Annotated in this window: 14 protein-coding genes; 4 read left to right on the forward strand and 10 right to left on the reverse strand. The window is 63.6% G+C overall.

Going from position 1 to position 16,272, the window contains the following annotated elements; translation table 11 throughout:
• Nucleotides 1-271 precede the first annotated feature (271 nt).
• The gene (gene erpA, locus T5B8_RS06755; protein WP_353177346.1) at nucleotides 272-634 is read right to left on the reverse strand and encodes an iron-sulfur cluster insertion protein ErpA; all 363 of its coding nucleotides are present in this window, start codon (nucleotides 632-634) and stop codon (nucleotides 272-274) included.
• Between the two features lie 105 nt (nucleotides 635-739).
• Nucleotides 740-1,780: an N-acetyl-gamma-glutamyl-phosphate reductase gene (gene argC / locus T5B8_RS06760; protein ID WP_353177348.1), complete on the reverse strand. Its 1,041-nt coding sequence runs from the start codon at nucleotides 1,778-1,780 to the stop codon at nucleotides 740-742.
• 132 nt (nucleotides 1,781-1,912) lie between these two features.
• Between argC and T5B8_RS06765 the strand changes: the two genes are divergently transcribed.
• The gene (locus tag T5B8_RS06765) at nucleotides 1,913-3,688 is read left to right on the forward strand and encodes a chloride channel protein (protein WP_353177350.1); all 1,776 of its coding nucleotides are present in this window, start codon (nucleotides 1,913-1,915) and stop codon (nucleotides 3,686-3,688) included.
• Between the two features lie 84 nt (nucleotides 3,689-3,772).
• On the forward strand, nucleotides 3,773-4,198 hold the full coding sequence (locus T5B8_RS06770; RefSeq protein WP_353177352.1) for a CopD family protein: 426 nt from the start codon (nucleotides 3,773-3,775) through the stop codon (nucleotides 4,196-4,198).
• Nucleotides 4,199-4,276: 78 nt separating this feature from the next.
• Here the strand turns inward: T5B8_RS06770 and bfr are convergent, their stop codons facing one another.
• The 3 genes from bfr to T5B8_RS06785 all read right to left on the reverse strand — a co-directional run bounded on the left by bfr (nucleotide 4,277) and on the right by T5B8_RS06785 (nucleotide 5,787).
• Nucleotides 4,277-4,777 carry a bacterioferritin gene (bfr, locus tag T5B8_RS06775; protein WP_353177353.1) on the reverse strand — a complete coding sequence of 167 codons (501 nt, stop codon included), beginning with the start codon at nucleotides 4,775-4,777 and terminating at the stop codon, nucleotides 4,277-4,279.
• A 137-nt stretch (nucleotides 4,778-4,914) separates the two neighbouring features.
• Nucleotides 4,915-5,145 (reverse strand): (2Fe-2S)-binding protein, encoded by a 231-nt coding sequence (locus tag T5B8_RS06780; RefSeq protein WP_353177354.1) that lies wholly within the window; start codon nucleotides 5,143-5,145, stop codon nucleotides 4,915-4,917.
• Nucleotides 5,146-5,310: 165 nt separating this feature from the next.
• Nucleotides 5,311-5,787, reverse strand: a complete 477-nt coding sequence (locus T5B8_RS06785; protein ID WP_353177356.1) for an RNA pyrophosphohydrolase — start codon at nucleotides 5,785-5,787, stop codon at nucleotides 5,311-5,313.
• Between the two features lie 73 nt (nucleotides 5,788-5,860).
• Here T5B8_RS06785 and T5B8_RS06790 point away from each other — a divergent pair, with 73 nt between their 5' ends.
• Nucleotides 5,861-6,550, forward strand: a complete 690-nt coding sequence (locus T5B8_RS06790; RefSeq protein ID WP_353177357.1) for a histidinol-phosphatase — start codon at nucleotides 5,861-5,863, stop codon at nucleotides 6,548-6,550.
• Between the two features lie 309 nt (nucleotides 6,551-6,859).
• Here the strand turns inward: T5B8_RS06790 and T5B8_RS06795 are convergent, their stop codons facing one another.
• From T5B8_RS06795 to T5B8_RS06815, 5 genes are all read right to left on the reverse strand, one after another.
• Nucleotides 6,860-7,669 (reverse strand): inositol monophosphatase family protein, encoded by an 810-nt coding sequence (locus T5B8_RS06795; protein ID WP_353177647.1) that lies wholly within the window; start codon nucleotides 7,667-7,669, stop codon nucleotides 6,860-6,862.
• A 43-nt stretch (nucleotides 7,670-7,712) separates the two neighbouring features.
• Nucleotides 7,713-8,600: a regulatory signaling modulator protein AmpE gene (gene ampE / locus T5B8_RS06800; RefSeq protein ID WP_353177359.1), complete on the reverse strand. Its 888-nt coding sequence runs from the start codon at nucleotides 8,598-8,600 to the stop codon at nucleotides 7,713-7,715.
• The gene (gene ampD / locus T5B8_RS06805; protein ID WP_353177360.1) at nucleotides 8,591-9,154 is read right to left on the reverse strand and encodes a 1,6-anhydro-N-acetylmuramyl-L-alanine amidase AmpD; all 564 of its coding nucleotides are present in this window, start codon (nucleotides 9,152-9,154) and stop codon (nucleotides 8,591-8,593) included. The genes ampE and ampD overlap by 10 nt, the downstream gene beginning before the upstream one ends.
• Nucleotides 9,155-9,158: 4 nt before the next feature.
• Nucleotides 9,159-11,075, reverse strand: a complete 1,917-nt coding sequence (locus tag T5B8_RS06810; protein WP_353177362.1) for an Lnb N-terminal periplasmic domain-containing protein — start codon at nucleotides 11,073-11,075, stop codon at nucleotides 9,159-9,161.
• Nucleotides 11,076-11,140: 65 nt separating this feature from the next.
• Complete coding sequence (locus T5B8_RS06815; RefSeq protein WP_353177364.1) at nucleotides 11,141-13,024, reverse strand: OPT family oligopeptide transporter; 1,884 nt, start codon at nucleotides 13,022-13,024, stop codon at nucleotides 11,141-11,143.
• Between the two features lie 101 nt (nucleotides 13,025-13,125).
• Here T5B8_RS06815 and T5B8_RS06820 point away from each other — a divergent pair, with 101 nt between their 5' ends.
• Nucleotides 13,126-16,269, forward strand: coding sequence for a M16 family metallopeptidase (locus T5B8_RS06820; protein ID WP_353177366.1), 3,144 nt, complete (start codon nucleotides 13,126-13,128; stop codon nucleotides 16,267-16,269).
• Nucleotides 16,270-16,272 lie beyond the last annotated feature (3 nt).

The raw sequence follows: 16,272 nt of genomic DNA on the forward strand, positions 1-16,272 counted from the left end.
CGCTGCGCGCGGGTTTTGCTAGCGCAAAACGTTCGCATCTTTGTGCACCCCATTCGCCTGCGGCGAATTGCCCCTCACGAGGGGCAAGGCGCGCTTTGGTTTAAACAGCGAAGGAGTTACCGCAGCCGCAGGTGGTCGTCGCATTGGGATTGCGGATCACGAACTGCGCCGCGCTGCGCGCGGGATCTGCTAGCGCCAAACGTTCGCATCTTTGTGCACCCCATTCGCCTGCGGCGAATCGCCCCTCACGAGGGGCAAGGCGCGCTTTGGCTTAAACAGCGAAGGAGTTGCCGCAACCGCAGGTGGTCGTTGCGTTGGGATTGCGGATCACGAACTGCGCGCCTTCGACCCCATCCGAAAAATCGATTTCGGCGCCGGAAAGGTAGAGCACACTCATCGGATCGACGAGCAGGGTCACGCCCTGTTTTTCAATGAGCGTGTCACCGTCCTCGACGTTCTCGTCGAAGGTGAAGCCGTATTGAAAGCCCGAGCAGCCGCCACCGGAGACGAATACGCGCAACTTGAGCGCGTCATTGTCCTCGTCTTCGAGCAGTTCCTTGACCTTGATCGCCGCGGCATCGGTAAACACCAGCGCGGACTGGTCTTCTTCCATGGCGTGTGTGGCGGTACTCATAAGCGTTCTATTTCCGTTGAACGGATGGTTCCTATCATATGACATCGGTGCAAGCTCGGGCTATTCAAGCCCTACCGATGAATTAGGCGCGCTGCGGGCCTTACCCTAGGGCAGCGCACCCGGCACCGCGAGCCCGCAGGTTTCGTCGGCGCCGATCATGAGATTGAAGCACTGCACGGCCTGACCGGCTGCGCCCTTGACCAGGTTGTCGATCACCGACAACACGACCACGGTATCGCCGTCGCCAGGCCGATGCACGGCCATGCGGCACATATTGGCGCCGCGTACGTGCCGTGTTTCCGGCATCGCGCCGGCCGGCAGAACATCCACGAACGGTTCGTCGGCATAGGCGCGTTCATACACTGCCTGCAGGTCGTGGCCCTGCGCGGCGAGCTGGGCATAAAGCGTGGCATGAATACCGCGGATCATCGGTACCAGATGCGGCACGAAGGTCAGACCGACGTTGCCACCGGCCAGCGCTGCCAGCGACTGGCGGATTTCCGGCAGATGCCGATGCCCGGCCACGCCATAGGCCTTGAACGATTCCTGCATTTCGGCGAACAGAAAACCGGGCTTGAGCGATTTGCCCGCCCCGGACACGCCGGTCTTGGCATCGGCGATCAGCCGCTCGACATCGACCAGCCCGGCTTCCACCAGCGGCTTGAACCCCAGTACGATCGCCGTGGGATAGCAGCCCGGCGCAGCCACCAGGTTCGCATCGGCGATGGCTGCGCGGTTGAGCTCGGGCATGCCGTAAACCGCGCGTTCGATCAATTCCGGGCAGGCATGCTCGACGCCATACCAGGCGCTCCATTCCTCGACATCCTTGAGCCGGAAGTCCGCGGACAGGTCGATCACGCGCTTGCCGGCATCCAGCAACGCCGGCACATCATGCATGGCCGCTGCATGCGGCGTGGCAAAGAACACGATGTCGCAATTGGCAAACGCGTGGTCATCCGGGGCCACGAAGTCGAGATCGATCACGCCGCGCAACTGCGGATAGGCATCGGCGACTGGCGTGCCGGCATCGCCACGCGACGTCACCGCGACCACTTCGGCATTCGGATGCGCGCTGAGCAGGCGCAGCAGTTCGGCCCCGGCATAGCCGGTACCGCCGACGATTGCGATGCGTTGTTTCTCGGTCATGATGTTTGCTGAAATAAGCCGCGAAACCGCGCATAATAACGCGCATGTCGCAGCCCTGCGCGCTCGCGACCCAATCCTGGTTTCTCGCCACCCGGAAATACGAGCTCTTGCACGTACGCCCACGATCGATCCATGGCCGCTGAACGCTCGCTGCGCCGTTCGCTGCGCGAAGCCTGGCAGGGTCGTATGGACTCGATGCGCCAGCATCTCGCGGATGTCGAGAACACCCCCGGGCTAAGCCTGCTGTGTTTGCTCGGCGCGGCCACCGGCGCGCTCTGCGGTCTGGTGATTCTGGCGCTGCATACCGGCATTCACTTGCTGCAGGATCCGTTGTTCGAATTGTTCGGCGCCAGTGCCGGCGCGTTCACCGAAACCAGCGTGGCCTTCCGGGTGGCGGTACCGCTGATCGGCGCGCTCTTACTCGGGCTGATCGTTGAGTGGGTGCTCAAATCCGCCGAATACGGCATCGTGCATATCATCGAGCGACTGGTCTATTACCAGGGCGTATTGCCGGTGAAGTCGGCACTGGCCGAGTTCACCATGTCGGTACTGGCGCTGACCACGGGCCAGTCCGTCGGCCGCGAAGGCGTGGCTGCGCATACGGGCGCGACCACCGGCAGCTGGCTCGGGCGCCGACTGGATCTACCCAACAACAGCGTACGCACCCTGGTGGGCTGTGGTGCGGCCGCGGGTATCGCGGCCTCGTTCAATACGCCGCTGGCGGCGGTGATCTTCGCCATGGAAGTGGTGATGATGGAATACACCATCGCCGGCTTCGCACCCATCATTCTGGCCGCCGTTTCCGGCTCGCTGGTGACGTTTACGCTTACCGACGTCCACCCGCGGCTAATGGCCGAATACTCCGGCTTTTCGCCGGTGGAACTGCCCTATCTCGCGCTCGTGGGCGCGTTGCTGGGCGTGGCCGGTGCCGGGTTCACCCGTCTTTGCGGCGCGCTCGTGCCGATACTGGCCAAGGTGCGTATCAGCCTGCGCATCGCGCTGGCAGGCCTGGTGACCGGGCTACTGGCGATTCAGTTCCCCCAGATCATGGGCCTGGGTTTCGATACCGTGAACAGCTCGCTGGCCGGCCACTATGCGGTCACCATGGCGCTGGGTATCGGCGTGGCGAAACTGCTGGCCACCAGTTTCGCCACCGCCGCCGCGGTTCCCGGTGGCGTGATTCTGCCCACCTTCGTGATCGGCTCTGCGCTGGGCAGCGCGCTCGGTACTGCCGGCGCGCTGATTCTGCCCGGCCATGCCACCGATGCCGGCCTGTATGCGCTGCTGGGCATCGGCGCCATGATGGGCGCGGTTCTGCAGGCCCCGTTATCGGCGCTGGTGGTGATTCTGGAGCTCTCCGGCCAGACCGGGCTGGTGTTGCCGGGCATGCTGGTGGTGATTGCCGCACTCGTGGTATCACGCCGTATTTCGGTATCGGAATCGCTGTTTCGCCTGCTGCTGCGCCGGCGCGGGCTGGACTATCGCAACGACCCGATCTCGCAGTATCTGCGGCGCGCCAGCGTGCTGTCGGCGATGAACCGACGCTTTCGTATCGTGGAACCCAAGATCGACCGCGCCGCGCTCGACGAGATTCTGGAAAACAAGATCGACTGGCTGCTGATTCGCTCAAGCGAGCATCGCGCCAGCCTGATGCGCCCGAGCGATGTGGCGCGTTTTCTCAATCAGGAAGAAAACGCGCACCTCGAAGAGATCGATCTGTACAAGATTCCGGGCAAACGCATGGATGCCTACTCCATTCACGTGCGCGCCAGCCTTCAGGAAGCCTTTGATATGGTCAATCGCAACGAGGCCGAGGCACTGATCGTCGAACGCAACGTCGTCGGCAGCAACGCCATTACCTATGGCGTGCTCACGCGCGAGGCCATCGACGGTACCTATCGGCCCTAGCGTGCATCCGCGACGTCGCCCGAGCCCTACCATTTCCCAAGTCCAAACCTAGAGCCGAACCCGGCTTTTCTACAGGAGTTTCGAATGCTGTTATGGGTCAAGGCCTTCCACGTGATCTTCATGGTGACCTGGTTTGCCGGTCTGTTCTATCTGCCGCGTATCTTCGTCTATCACGCCGATACGAGCGACGAGGTCGGGCATGCGCGTTTCTGCACCATGGAAAAACGCCTGGGCATACTCATGTCCATCGGCGCGGCCCTGACCATCCTGTTCGGGGTCTGGCTGCTCGTGGCCTATGGCAGCGCCTGGATGGCAGCCAACGGCTGGATCCACGCCAAGCTGCTGTTTGTGCTGGGGCTAATCGGCTTTCATGGCTGGTGCCAGATCCAGGTCAAGAAATTCCGTGAAGGCCGCAATACCGGCAGTTCCGGGTATTTTCGCCTGATGAACGAAATCCCGTCGGTGTTTCTTGTGGTGATCGTGATCCTGGCGATCGTCAAACCCTTCTGACACCACCACAACGCGCAGACACAAAAAAGCCCGCCGACAACCGCCGGCGGGCTTTTTCATGCGCCGCAGCGCCAGCGGCTATTCGCCAGCGTCGGGCGTCTGGTTGATGTCCACACCAATCTGCGACTGGTTGTAGTTCTGCTCGCCCATGTGCTTGATCATGTCGAGCTGGGTTTCGATGAAGTCGATATGCTCTTCTTCATCGGCCAGGATCTCGGCGAACAGTTCACGGGTGACGTAATCACCGGCCTGTTCGCAGTAGGTGATCGCTTCCTTGTAGTACGCATGGCCTTCGTATTCGGCGGCCAGGTCGCACTCGAGCATTTCCTTGGGGTTTTCGCCGATACGCAGCTTGCCCAGATCCTGCAGGTTCGGCAGGCCGTTGAGGAACAGGATGCGCTTGATGAAGCGATCCGCGTGCTGCATTTCCTCGATCGACTCCTGGTATTCCTTCTTGCCGATCTCGAAGAAACCCATGTCCTCGTACATACGGGCATGCAGGAAATACTGGTTGATCGCGGTCAGCTCAAGCTTGAGCGACTTCTGCAGATACTCGATGACTTTGGGGTCGCCTTTCATGGCTCTTCCTGTACGTTGGGCCGATAAACTGGTCGACAAGCTTAGCCGACCCGGCCACGCCGTACAATCAAAGCATTCGCGCAACGCCGACACCGCCTACGCATGACGTACCTGCGAGGCAGGCCCACCCGCCGTGGCTAACCGGTTGCCGCCAGGGGTTCGGCCTGGGCAATCACCCGAATGGGCGCCGCACGGCGTTGGTGCTGCTGATGACATTCGTTGAGCAGATCGCGCGCGCATTGCGCACAGCGCCCACAACAGCCAGCCACGCCCAGACGCTTGCGCAATTCGCGCATGCTACACGCGCCTTCGCCGTAGGCATCGCGAATCTGGCAGTCGGTTACCGCGTTACAAACACAAACGTACATGGGCTACCTCCGACGTGTAGTAAAACGCGAATGAGAATGAGTGTCAATCACTGCGTTTATTACAGCGCACACTGACAGTGTCAGCCTACACTGTTAACGTAGAGCATGCACACACGCGCCTGGCCCGCGCCGAACAGCGCAGACCGGAGGCCGGAAATACGGCGATTACTGAGTCTTTAGGCAGCGGGAGAGTTCATCCAGCGCCAAGCGGTAAACCTGGCGCTTGAAGAACACCACCTCATCGATCGGCTGCCAGTAGTCGACCCAGCGGTAACCGTCGAACTCGGGCTTGTCGCAAGCGTCGAAGCGCACGCAGGACTCCGGCGCGATGAGCTCAAGCATGAACCATTTCTGTTTCTGGCCGATGCATAACGGCTGACGATTACGGCGCACATACCGCTTGGGCAGGCGATAGCGCAGCCATCGGCGGGTCGAGCCGATCATGCGGACGTGCTCGGGCCGCAGCCCGACTTCTTCTTCGAGTTCGCGGAATAAAGCCTGCTGGGCATTCTCGCCGGCATGAATCCCGCCCTGGGGAAACTGCCAGGATTGCTGGCCGATACGTTTGGCCCAGAACACCTGGCCGCGCTGATTGCTTAAGATGATGCCGACGTTGGCCCGAAAACCCTGCGCATCAATCACGACTACGCCCTCGGTATAAATACCCAATTGATTCTTTCATAAATCGGTCAAAAACGAAAAAAGGCATTTCACTTTGCAACTGACGCTATTCGATCTCGACAATACCCTGCTCGCCGACGACAGCGATTACCTGTGGGGGCGCTTCCTGGTGGACGAAGGGGTGGTCGACGCCGAGCACTACGCCCGTGAAAACGAGCGTTTTCATGCCCAATACCAAGAGGGTAATCTCGATATCCACGCCTATCAGCGCTTCGCGCTCGCGCCGCTGCGCACCCATTCGCTGGATACCATGCATGCGCTACGCGCCGATTATGTCGAGCGCATCATTCGTCCGCGCGTCGCGCGGCATACACCGGCACTGCTCGACTATCATCGTCAACGCGGTGACACGATTGCCATTATTACCGCTACCAACCGCTTCATCACCGAGCCGATCGCCACGCTGCTGGGTATCGATACGCTCATCGCCACCGATCCCGAGATCGTCGATGGCGTCTATACCGGCGAAATCGCCGGCGTGCCCTGCTTTCAGGCCGGCAAGATCGAACGCGCCAAGGCCTGGGTCGCCAACCAGCCCGAGACCTTCGAGCGAGTGAACTTCTATTCCGATTCGCTCAACGATCTGCCGCTGCTGCGCTGGGCCGATCGCGCCATCGCGGTCGATCCGGACGACACCCTGGCCGCGGCCGCGCGTGAGGCCGGCTGGCCAATCATCAGCCTACGCGGCGAGCAACCGCCCTTTCAGCTATCGCCTACCGAGTAGGCCACCCCGGCGCATGTTGATCCGCCGACGCCAGTGACGGGTGGTTGGCCATTGCGGTCAGCCCCTTTTCGGGCTGCGATAATTACGCGGCTTTTCCGGGAAGGCATTCGTCCGCGAATGAACGCAAATAAACGCAAATGAAGGCCGTTGCAGCTGTGAGTCAGCGCTATCGATGACCGTATTGAAAGCGGTGTTATTACGCGATACCCATTGGGTAGGCACTTCTTAATTCGCGTTTATTTGCATTCATTTGCGTTCATTTGCGGAACGGACCTTTGTCTTGCGGCGTAAGCGTAACGCCCCGCTGCCCTAACCCGCCGGCGCGTCGCGGGCCTCGTCCCAGTCGGCGACATAGGGCGCGATGGCATCGCGCAGCTTGCCGTTGGTAGCGAATACGCTGCGTGTGGGCAGGTCGATCGCGCCGCCGCCCAGTTCGGTGATATCGCCCCCGGCCTCTCGCAGAATGACCGTCAGTGCCGCGATATCGAGGATATTCAGATCGGATTCGAGGATCGCATCGATCCGGCCCGAGGCCAGCAGGTGGTAATGATAGAAATCACCGTAGCCACGGATGCGATGCACCTGGCCGATCAACTTGCCGACCGGCGCCCAGGCCGGGGATGCCGCCAGCGAGGCGATATTGCCCAGCGACAGGCTGGTCTTGGCCAGCGTATCGACATCCGAGGTGTGTATCGGCTCGCCGTTGAGCGTCGCCCCCAGCCCCTTGGCCGCACAGGCCATTTCGCCGCCGTTGAACAGCGGTGCGTTGGAGACGCCCACTATTAACTCATCTCTGGGCTCGCCCTTTTTCAATAGCGCGATCTGGGTGGAAAAGAACGGATAGCCGCGCACGAAGCTCTTGGTGCCGTCGATCGGGTCGATCAGCCAGACGTAGTCGGCATCGGCCTGTTCGCGGCCCAGCTCTTCGCCCTGAAACCCGTGATCGGGGAATGCCTCGGACAATACCGCCTTGATCGCGCGCTCGCATTCGACGTCGGCGATGGTCACCGGGCTGGCATCGGCCTTGTGCTCGACTTCGAAGTCGCCGTGGTAATAGCGGCGGATGATCGTCTCGGCGGCGCGGGCGGCCTCGACGGCCTTGTCGAGAAACGGCTGCAGATCGGTCAAAACGGCGTCCTGGTTCGAGGCTGGGGCGCCGATGCTAGCGCAATATGCCGAAGATGGTCAGCAGCGCCAGGATCGCCAGCATGACCAACAGCGCCCGCCAGATCAGCCCCAGGGCTTCGAGCAGGGTATCGTCCAGCCCGCGGCCGTAGCGTGTTTCGGCCTTCGCCCCCGCCAATCCGAGCGCGCCACGCCCGACCGCGGCCAACAGGCGCCAGCTGGCCGATGCGCTGGCATGGGTGGTCGCACGCGCCGATGGCCAGGCGCTGATCGCGCTGCGGGTCGCGCCCACCAGCGCATACACCAGCACGGTCAGGCGCGCCGGAATCCAGGCCGCCAGCCCGTGTACGTATTCGGCCGTGCGCTGCATGGCCCGGGAGGCGCTGCCCCGTGCTGCCAGCGCCGGCAGTTCGCGCACGCTGCGATAGAACAGCGCCCCGGCCGGGCCGGCCACGAAAAACCACAGCAGCACGCCCAGAATGCGTTCATGCCCCTGAACCAGCACCGCACCCACCACCGTGCGTCCGTGGGTATCGGGCGCGAGGCGGCCGTCCGAGCGCCGGCACAGATCGAGCGTGAGCGCTTCGGCATGGGCGAAATCGCGTTCGTCGCGGGCGCGCACGATGGTATGTACGTCCTCCCAGAGATCGCGTGGACCGAAGGTGAGCACGAGAATGAACACACCGAACGCCAGCTCGAAACCCAGCCACAGGTATTCGGCGATCGCCCACTGAACGAGCGCGACTACGAGCACCGGCGGCAGAATCACCAGCACCCCGGCCGGATGCTGTAACCAGCGCCGGCCGAGCGCCACGCTTTCGATCAGCGCCACGTAACGGGCAAAGCCATCGGTATCGCGCCAGCGCTTGAGCTGGCCGAGCGCGCGCTCGACGAACAGCGCGATGACGATCATGATCAAATGCATGCCCGCTCCAGCAGGTCGAACAAAAGCGGCCAGTCGAAGGCCGGGCCGGGGTCGGTCTTGCGCTGCGGCGCAATATCACTATGGCCGACGATACGCGCCCGGGTGAGTGCCGGATAAGCCTGCATCAGGGCCGCGCTGACGCCGGCCAGTGCTCGGTACTGGGCGGGTGTATAGGGGCAATCGTCGGTGCCCTCGAGTTCGATACCCACGGCGAAGTCGTTGACCCGTGCACGCCCGTCGAACATCGACTCGCCGGCATGCCAGGCACGCCGATCAAAGTCCACATACTGGGTCAGCGCGCCCGTGCGTGCGATCAGCAAATGCGCCGACACCCGCAGATGGGCGATCTCGCGGTAGAAGGCATCGCGCGCCACATCCAGCGTGTTGGTGAACAGCGCATCGACCTGCCCCCGGCCGAAATGCCCCGGCGGCAGGGTAATACCGTGCACGACCAGCGTATCCACCACGGTATCCGCCGGGCGCGCATCGTGATTGGGCGAGGCCAGCCAGCGTGCCTGTTCGAGTCGGCCGTTAGCGATCGAATAAGAATGCATTGGGCTAAAAATACGCCTGCAGGCCGATCGTCGCACGCAGCCCGCTATCCACGGCGGTGTTCTCCCAGCCGAATTCGCTGCGCAACCCCAGATCGCGGCTCAGGTTGAACTGCTGCGCAAAGCGCGCCCAGCGATAATAGCCCGCCTCGCCGGCCACATATTCGAGCGCGCCGGTTTCTGCCTTGAGCTGCAGCCGGCGCGTCGGATAGGCGAGCACGCCGACACTCGCGCCCGCGCCCAGCGCATATCCCGGCGCCAGCGCACTGTTGGCATCCACAGAGCCCAGGCCGAATACATAGCCCAGTAACTCGTCGTCGCCCCAGGCCAGCCCCGGCCCGCCTTGCAGGTAATAGCCGAGATTGTTGTCGACATTGTCGAAGACATTAGCCGAGGGGCGCCGGCGCAGCCCGGTATCGACCTGGAAAGACACCGGCTTGAACAGATCGTCGCGCGGCGACAGCGAGACGATATTGAGCAGGGTCAGATCGTCGATACGCAGCTCGCCCTCGTCGGGGTCGATACGCAGGCCCAAGTCGAGAAAGTTGATCTGCGCGCCGTCAGTATAACCACCCGGATTGTCGAGCAGATCGTGATAGGCCGGGCGAATCCGCAGGCCCAGCGACAGTTCATCGGCTTCGTAGACCGTTTCGGCGGCCACGCGCAGGGTGCGATGCGCCTGATCGGGGGACGTCTCGGGCGTGGGCACCGGCGCAAACGAGGACGGCCGCGCAATCCGGCTGCGCGCCAGCAGGATGGCATTGGCATGGGCCTGATCGGCCGGCGCGCTGGCCGGATCGCTTTGCAGGCGATAGTAGAGATAGTCGTGGGCGACCTCGAACACCGCGGCGCGGTCGGCTGGATCGAGCGCGGCCAGTTCCGGGCCGTCCAGGGCCACGTCGTCGGCCGCGACGGCACGTGCGAGCGCGCGCTGGTCAGCGCTGAGCTGATCGGCCTGCCAGCGCAGCGTGGTTTCCAGCGACGGGCGAAAACGCGGCGTGCCCATCAGCCCGGGCACGTCCGCGATCGTGCGAATGGTATCGGCCGGAATCGCATACCAGGAATACTGCTCGGTGAGTTCGAGCTCGGGGCGGGCGACTTCGAGCAGACTCAGCAGCTGGTAGGAGCAGTTCTTGGAGAGAAAGAAATAGGCGAAACGCACGCCGTCCATCTCCCAGAGATGATCGACCAGTCGATTGGTCTGCGCCGCGTTCAAGTTGAGTGGATAGGCCCACACGTCGCGATGCTCGATCCAGGCGTACTGCTTGACCTTCTCGTAGTAGGGAAACAGCCCGAAGATACCGGCATAGCCGCCCGTCAGGCCTTTCCAGGCAAACGCCAGCCCCTGGGCATCGTCGCCGGCCGCTGCGGCGAAATTCACCGCATACGACAACAACTCGGTATTGCGCGCCCGCCGCGAAGAATCGATGCGCAACAGGGTATGGCCGAACATCGACGACGGACTGTTGGGAAAGGCGGTAGGAAAGATCAGGCTCACCTGACGCGGCGCCAGTGCTTCGCGCCAGCGCTGGTATTTCTCGCAATCCGCGCCGCCGAGCGCGTATTCATCCAGACCCAGACGATCGACCAGAAAACGGCGCCGGGCGATGAAGGTACAGGCCGCCGAGCGATCGCGATCGGCTATCTGGCGGTCTTCGACAAACGCTGCCAGCGTCGCGTCCAGTTCCGCAGCCGGGTCACGGCGTCCGTCGGGCGCGAGAAAGAACCAGTCCGTAACCACGGTGCTGTGCACACCCTCGCCGAGCCAGTCGGGCTCATAGTGCAGCAGCGCGCGCCACAGCGGACTCGCGGCCAGGTTTTCGGCCCGCGCCTGGGCCTGTAACTGCGCCAGTCCCGGCGCGGCCTGGGCCGCGCTAGTCGCGAACAATCCGAGAACACACAGCCATCCTGCCCATCGCGTCATAGCGGGTCCGGTCGAAAACAGATGATGCAACACGGCCGGCGCCGTGTACGCGCAATTGTAGAGCGTCAGTCGCGTTGACCGTCGGCCGGTTTCGGCTCGGCCTGGCGCGCCAGGCGCCATAGCCAGACACCCAGGCCGACCATGAGCAAAGCCCCCGGCCAGGCGAGCGGTAGGCCGGGCATATCCAGCGCCAGCACATCACTGCTGCCCGAAAACGCCACCGGCAGCGCGATGAAGATGCCCATCAACGCCTCGCCGGTGATAATACCGGCAGCCGCCAGCAACCCGCGGCCCTCGGGCGCGCCGCGGCTACCGGCAAGCCAGGCCACGAAGCCGCCCACGGCGATCGCCATGGACAACGACAACGGCAGATACAGCCCGAGCGCCACCGCCAGTACCGGCATACGAAAACCGCTGCCACGTTTGGCCAGCAGCGCATCGAGCGCGAGCGTGGCCAGCGCCAGTACGCCGCCGCCCACGACCCACGCCCAGGGCAGCCCGCCGTGAAACACGCCGCGCACCACCGCCACCATCAGACTGGCCTGCGGTGCGGGGAGCGCATGCGGATGCGCGGCATCGGACACGCCGATGCCATAGGCATTGAGCAACAGCGACAACACCGGCGAAAGTACGCATACGGCCGCGATCACACCCAGCATCTGGGCGATCTGCTGGGCCGCGGGCGAGGCACCGAGGATCGCGCCCGCCTTGAGATCCTGCATGTTGTCGCCGCCGATCGCAGCGGCACAGCAGACCACCGCGCCCACGATCAATGCACTCGCCGGGCCCGCCTGCTCGTCGCCGAATAGCAGATACAGCCCGAGTGCGGTGATCAGGATGGTGGCAATCGTCACGCCCGATACGGGGTTGTTGCTCGATCCGACCAGACCGGCCATATAGGCCGCGACCGCGGAGAACAAAAAGGCCGCGCCGAGCATGACCAGCGCCACCAGCACCCCGGCAACCACCGAACCCAGCAAGACGCTGTAGAGCGCGCTCATCGGAACCGCGAGCGCCACCAGCAGTCCCAGCAACAACGCCCGCGGCAAGTCCTTTTCGCTGGGCAACACGGTATCGCTGGTTTGCTTGAACGCCCCGAACAACTGGCCGCGCAATGTCCACAGCGCGGCCAGCCCGCCCACGAGCATCGCGCCCACGCCCAGATAGCGAATCTGATCGCTCCACACCTGTTGCGCGCCGGCCACGCCGGTCGGCACATCGACGCCGCCAAAGGCCATGACCGCCGGAATCGCGACCCACCATGCGAACAGGCCGCCAATGAGAATGGCCAGGGCGATATTGATACCCACGATATAGCCCACCGCGAGCAAGGCCGGGGACAGATAGCTGCCCACATAAAAGCTGCTGTTCTGGCCGATGGCAACCGCCGCATCCACCGTGCCCTGCCAGAGCCGCAGGCCGCTGTCGCCGAGCTTGGCAATCGCGCCCAGCGCGGCCCCGCTCAAAAGCGTACCGATCCCCGCGGCCGCGGTGCCGCCGTAGCCGGCCTTGAGTACCGCCGCGGTGGCCTGACCTTCCGGAAAGGCCAACGACGAATCGTCGACCAGCGCGCGCCGCAACGGCACCGTCATGAGCACGCCCAGCAGGCCACCCACGCCGGCGATCAGCAAGGTCTGAAAATAGGGAAAATCGCTCCAGTAGCCGAGCATGACCAGCGCCGGCAGGGTGAAGATCACGCCGGCCGCGATGGCCTCGCCCGCGCTCGCCGCCGTCTGCACGATGTTGTTCTCGAGCACGTTGGCATCGGCAAACAGGCGCAGAATACCCAGCGACAGCACCGCGGCCGGGATCGACGCCGACACCGTCAGCCCGGCAAACAAACCCAGATAGGCATTCGCCGCCGAAAGCACGATGGCCAGCAACAGACCCAGCACCACAGCGCGCGGGGTCAGCTGACGGCGACTATGGGACGCACTCACCGGACTCATCGCTGCTGCCCTGGCGACGTTCGGATGCCAGCGCCCAGGCACCCTGATAAGCTCGCGGCAGCGCGCTCGCGCGGCATCTGGCTCATAAGGACTGACTCTTCATGCGGATACGATTCCTGCTCTGCCTGACGTTGGCGACCGCTGGCCTGCTCGCCGGCTGTGACAATGGCAATGCCGGCGACTCGAACGACGAGGCCAACGTGTTCGAACGTGCCTGGACCCGAATCGAGAATAGCTTCTCATCGGGTACGCCGTCAGCCCCGCAGCCGAAAATCGATGCGGCAGACACGAAATCGGCGCAAGACACCCCCGTACAACCCGCGCCCGAGGCCGAGGCCGAGGCCGAACAAGCGACCGCCAAGACAGCGCCGCAAACACCGCCACCCGCTACCACCGAGCAGGCGGACCCGGCGCCACCCGACGCGCCGAAGCAGCCCGCCGAGGACAACGCAGCGTCCCCCACCCAGGCAACGGCTGACGAAACCCCGGCCAACGAGCGCAAAGACGCCACGGGCCAGGCCAGTATCGATATCCCGCCGGTGGATATCCCCTACAAGAAATACGTGCTCGACAACGGCCTGACGCTGATCGTGCATAGCGATCACAAGACGCCGATCGTGGCGGTCAATATCTGGTATCACGTCGGCTCCAAGAACGAAGCCGAGGGCCAGCACGGCTTCGCACATCTGTTCGAACACCTGATGTTCCAGGGCAGCGAGCACTGGCAAGGCGAATATTTCGAGCCTTTCGAGCGCGCCGGCGCGACCGACATGAACGGCACCACCAACGCCGATCGCACCAACTATTTCGCCAGTGTGCCCACCTCGGCGCTCGACATGGCGCTGTGGATGGAATCCGATCGCATGGGCCATTTCCTGGGTGCAATCGACCAGAACCTGCTCGAAGAACAGCGCGGCGTCGTGCTCAACGAAAAACGCCAGGGCGAAAACCAGCCGTACGGACGCGTGTTCGACACCATTCCGCCGAACACCTACCCGGCCGGCCACCCCTATTCCTGGTCGACGATCGGCTCCGAAGCCGATCTCAACGCGGCCTCGCTGGAAGACGTCAAGCAGTGGTTCAAAACCTATTACGGCCCGTCCAACGCGGTGCTGGTACTGGCCGGCGATATCGAACCGGAAGCCGCCAAGGCCAAGGTCGAACAGTATTTCGGCAGCATCGAACCGGGCCCGCCGGTATCCCAGCAAAAGCGCTGGGTCGCACAGATGAGCGGCGAGCATCGCCAGGTGATGTACGACCGCGTGCCGCAGCCGCGCATCTACAAGGTCTGGAATATTCCGCCGGCGGGCGCGCCCGATACCACGCGTCTGCAGATCGCCGCCGATCTGCTGGCCGGCTCCAAGAACAGCCCGCTCTACAAGAGCCTGGTCTACGACAAGCAGATCGCCACCGACGTATCCGCTTTCGTCTGGGACAAGGAAATCGGTTCGCAATTCATCGTCAGCGCCACCGCGCGCCCGGGCGTGAGTCTGGATGAAATCGAAACCGTGCTCGATGCGCGCCTGCGCGCGTTCATCCAGAACGGCCCGCCGCAGGACGCGGTCGAACGTGCCCGGGCACGCTTTGGCGCCTCGTTCATTCGCGGCGTGGGAAGCGTGGGCGGTATCGGCGGCAAGGCCGATATCCTGGCCCAGGGCGAGATCTACGAAAACGATCCGGGCGCCTACAAGCAGGAACTCGATATCCTGCGCAAGGCCACGCCCGACGACATTCGCATGGCGGCCGCGCGCTGGCTGACCGACGGTGTGTACGTGCTCTCGGTCGAGCCCTTCGGTGATCGCAAGGCCAGCGGCGAAGATGTCGACCGCCAGCAGCTGCCGGATATCGGCGATACGCCGGCCCTGGATCTGCCCGACGTCCAGCACGCCACCCTATCCAACGGCCTGAAGATCCGACTGGCCGAGCGCCACAGCACGCCGATGGTGGAAATGCGCATGGTCTTCGACGCCGGCTATGCGGCCGATCCGGCCGATGCACCGGGCACCGCCAGCCTGACCATGGCCATGCTCGACGAAGGCACCAACAGCCGCGATGCGCTGGCCATCAGCGCCGACCTCGACCGGCTCGGCGCGGAACTGGGCACCAGCACTTCGCTGGATTCGGCCACGTTGAGCCTGTCCACGCTGACCTCTACGCTCGATCAATCGCTGGATATCTATGCCGATGTGCTGGGTAACGCCGCGTTTCCGGCCAACGAGTTCGATCGTCTGCAAAAACAGCGCCTGGCCAGTATCGCTCAGGAAAAACGCCAGCCCACGAGCCTGGCCCTGCGCACGCTCGGCCCGCTGCTCTACGGCAAGGACCACGCCTACGGCATCCCGCTGACCGGCAGTGGCACGCGCGCGGCGATCGAACAACTGAAGGTAGACGATATCCGCCACTTCGCCCACACCTGGCTGCGCCCGGACAACGCCACGCTCGTGGTCGTGGGCGATACCACCATGGCTGAGCTCAAGCCCATGCTCGAAGCGCATCTGGGCGACTGGAAGGCGGCCAGTGACACGCCGCGGCCGACAAAACGTCTGCCCGAGATCACCCCGCCCGACGCGACGCATATCTATCTGGTCGACCGTCCCGGCAGCAATCAAGCCACGGTGATCGCCGGCAACGTCGCGCCGCCCAAATCCAGCGATCAGGAGATCGCCATGGAAACGGTCAACGCGGTACTCGGTGGCATGTTCAATTCGCGCCTGAACCTGAACCTGCGCGAAGACAAGCACTGGTCGTACGGCGCGCGCAGCCTGCTCATGGACGCGCGCGCACAGCAACCGTTCGTGGCCTACGCCGCCGTACAGATCGACAAAACCGCGCCGGCCATGCAGGAAATGCGTCAGGAGCTCACCGGCGTGCGCGACGCCCGCCCGATCAGCGAAAGCGAACTCTCGGCCGCGCGGGCCAATCTTACCCGTAGCCTGCCGGGCGAGAACGAAACCGCCTCGGCGCTGGCCTCGACGCTGACCGACTCGGTCGTGTTCAATCTGCCGGATGATTATTATGAGGACTATGTGCGCCGTATCCGCGCGCTCGATGACCCGGCGTTAGCGGATGCAGCCAAGGCAATGATCGATAGCGACGGGCTTACCTGGGTGGTGGTCGGCGATCTCGATCAGATCGAAACCGCCATTCGCGGGCTCGGATGGGGTAAAGTCCGGATCGTGGACCCGACGACACTGGAAATGTCGGGCGCCGATGATGTCCAGGGGGATGGGGACAAGGATGAATAGGCT

The sequence above is a fragment of the Salinisphaera sp. T5B8 genome, assembly GCF_040361255.1.
Taxonomy (GTDB): Bacteria; Pseudomonadota; Gammaproteobacteria; order Nevskiales; family Salinisphaeraceae; genus Salinisphaera.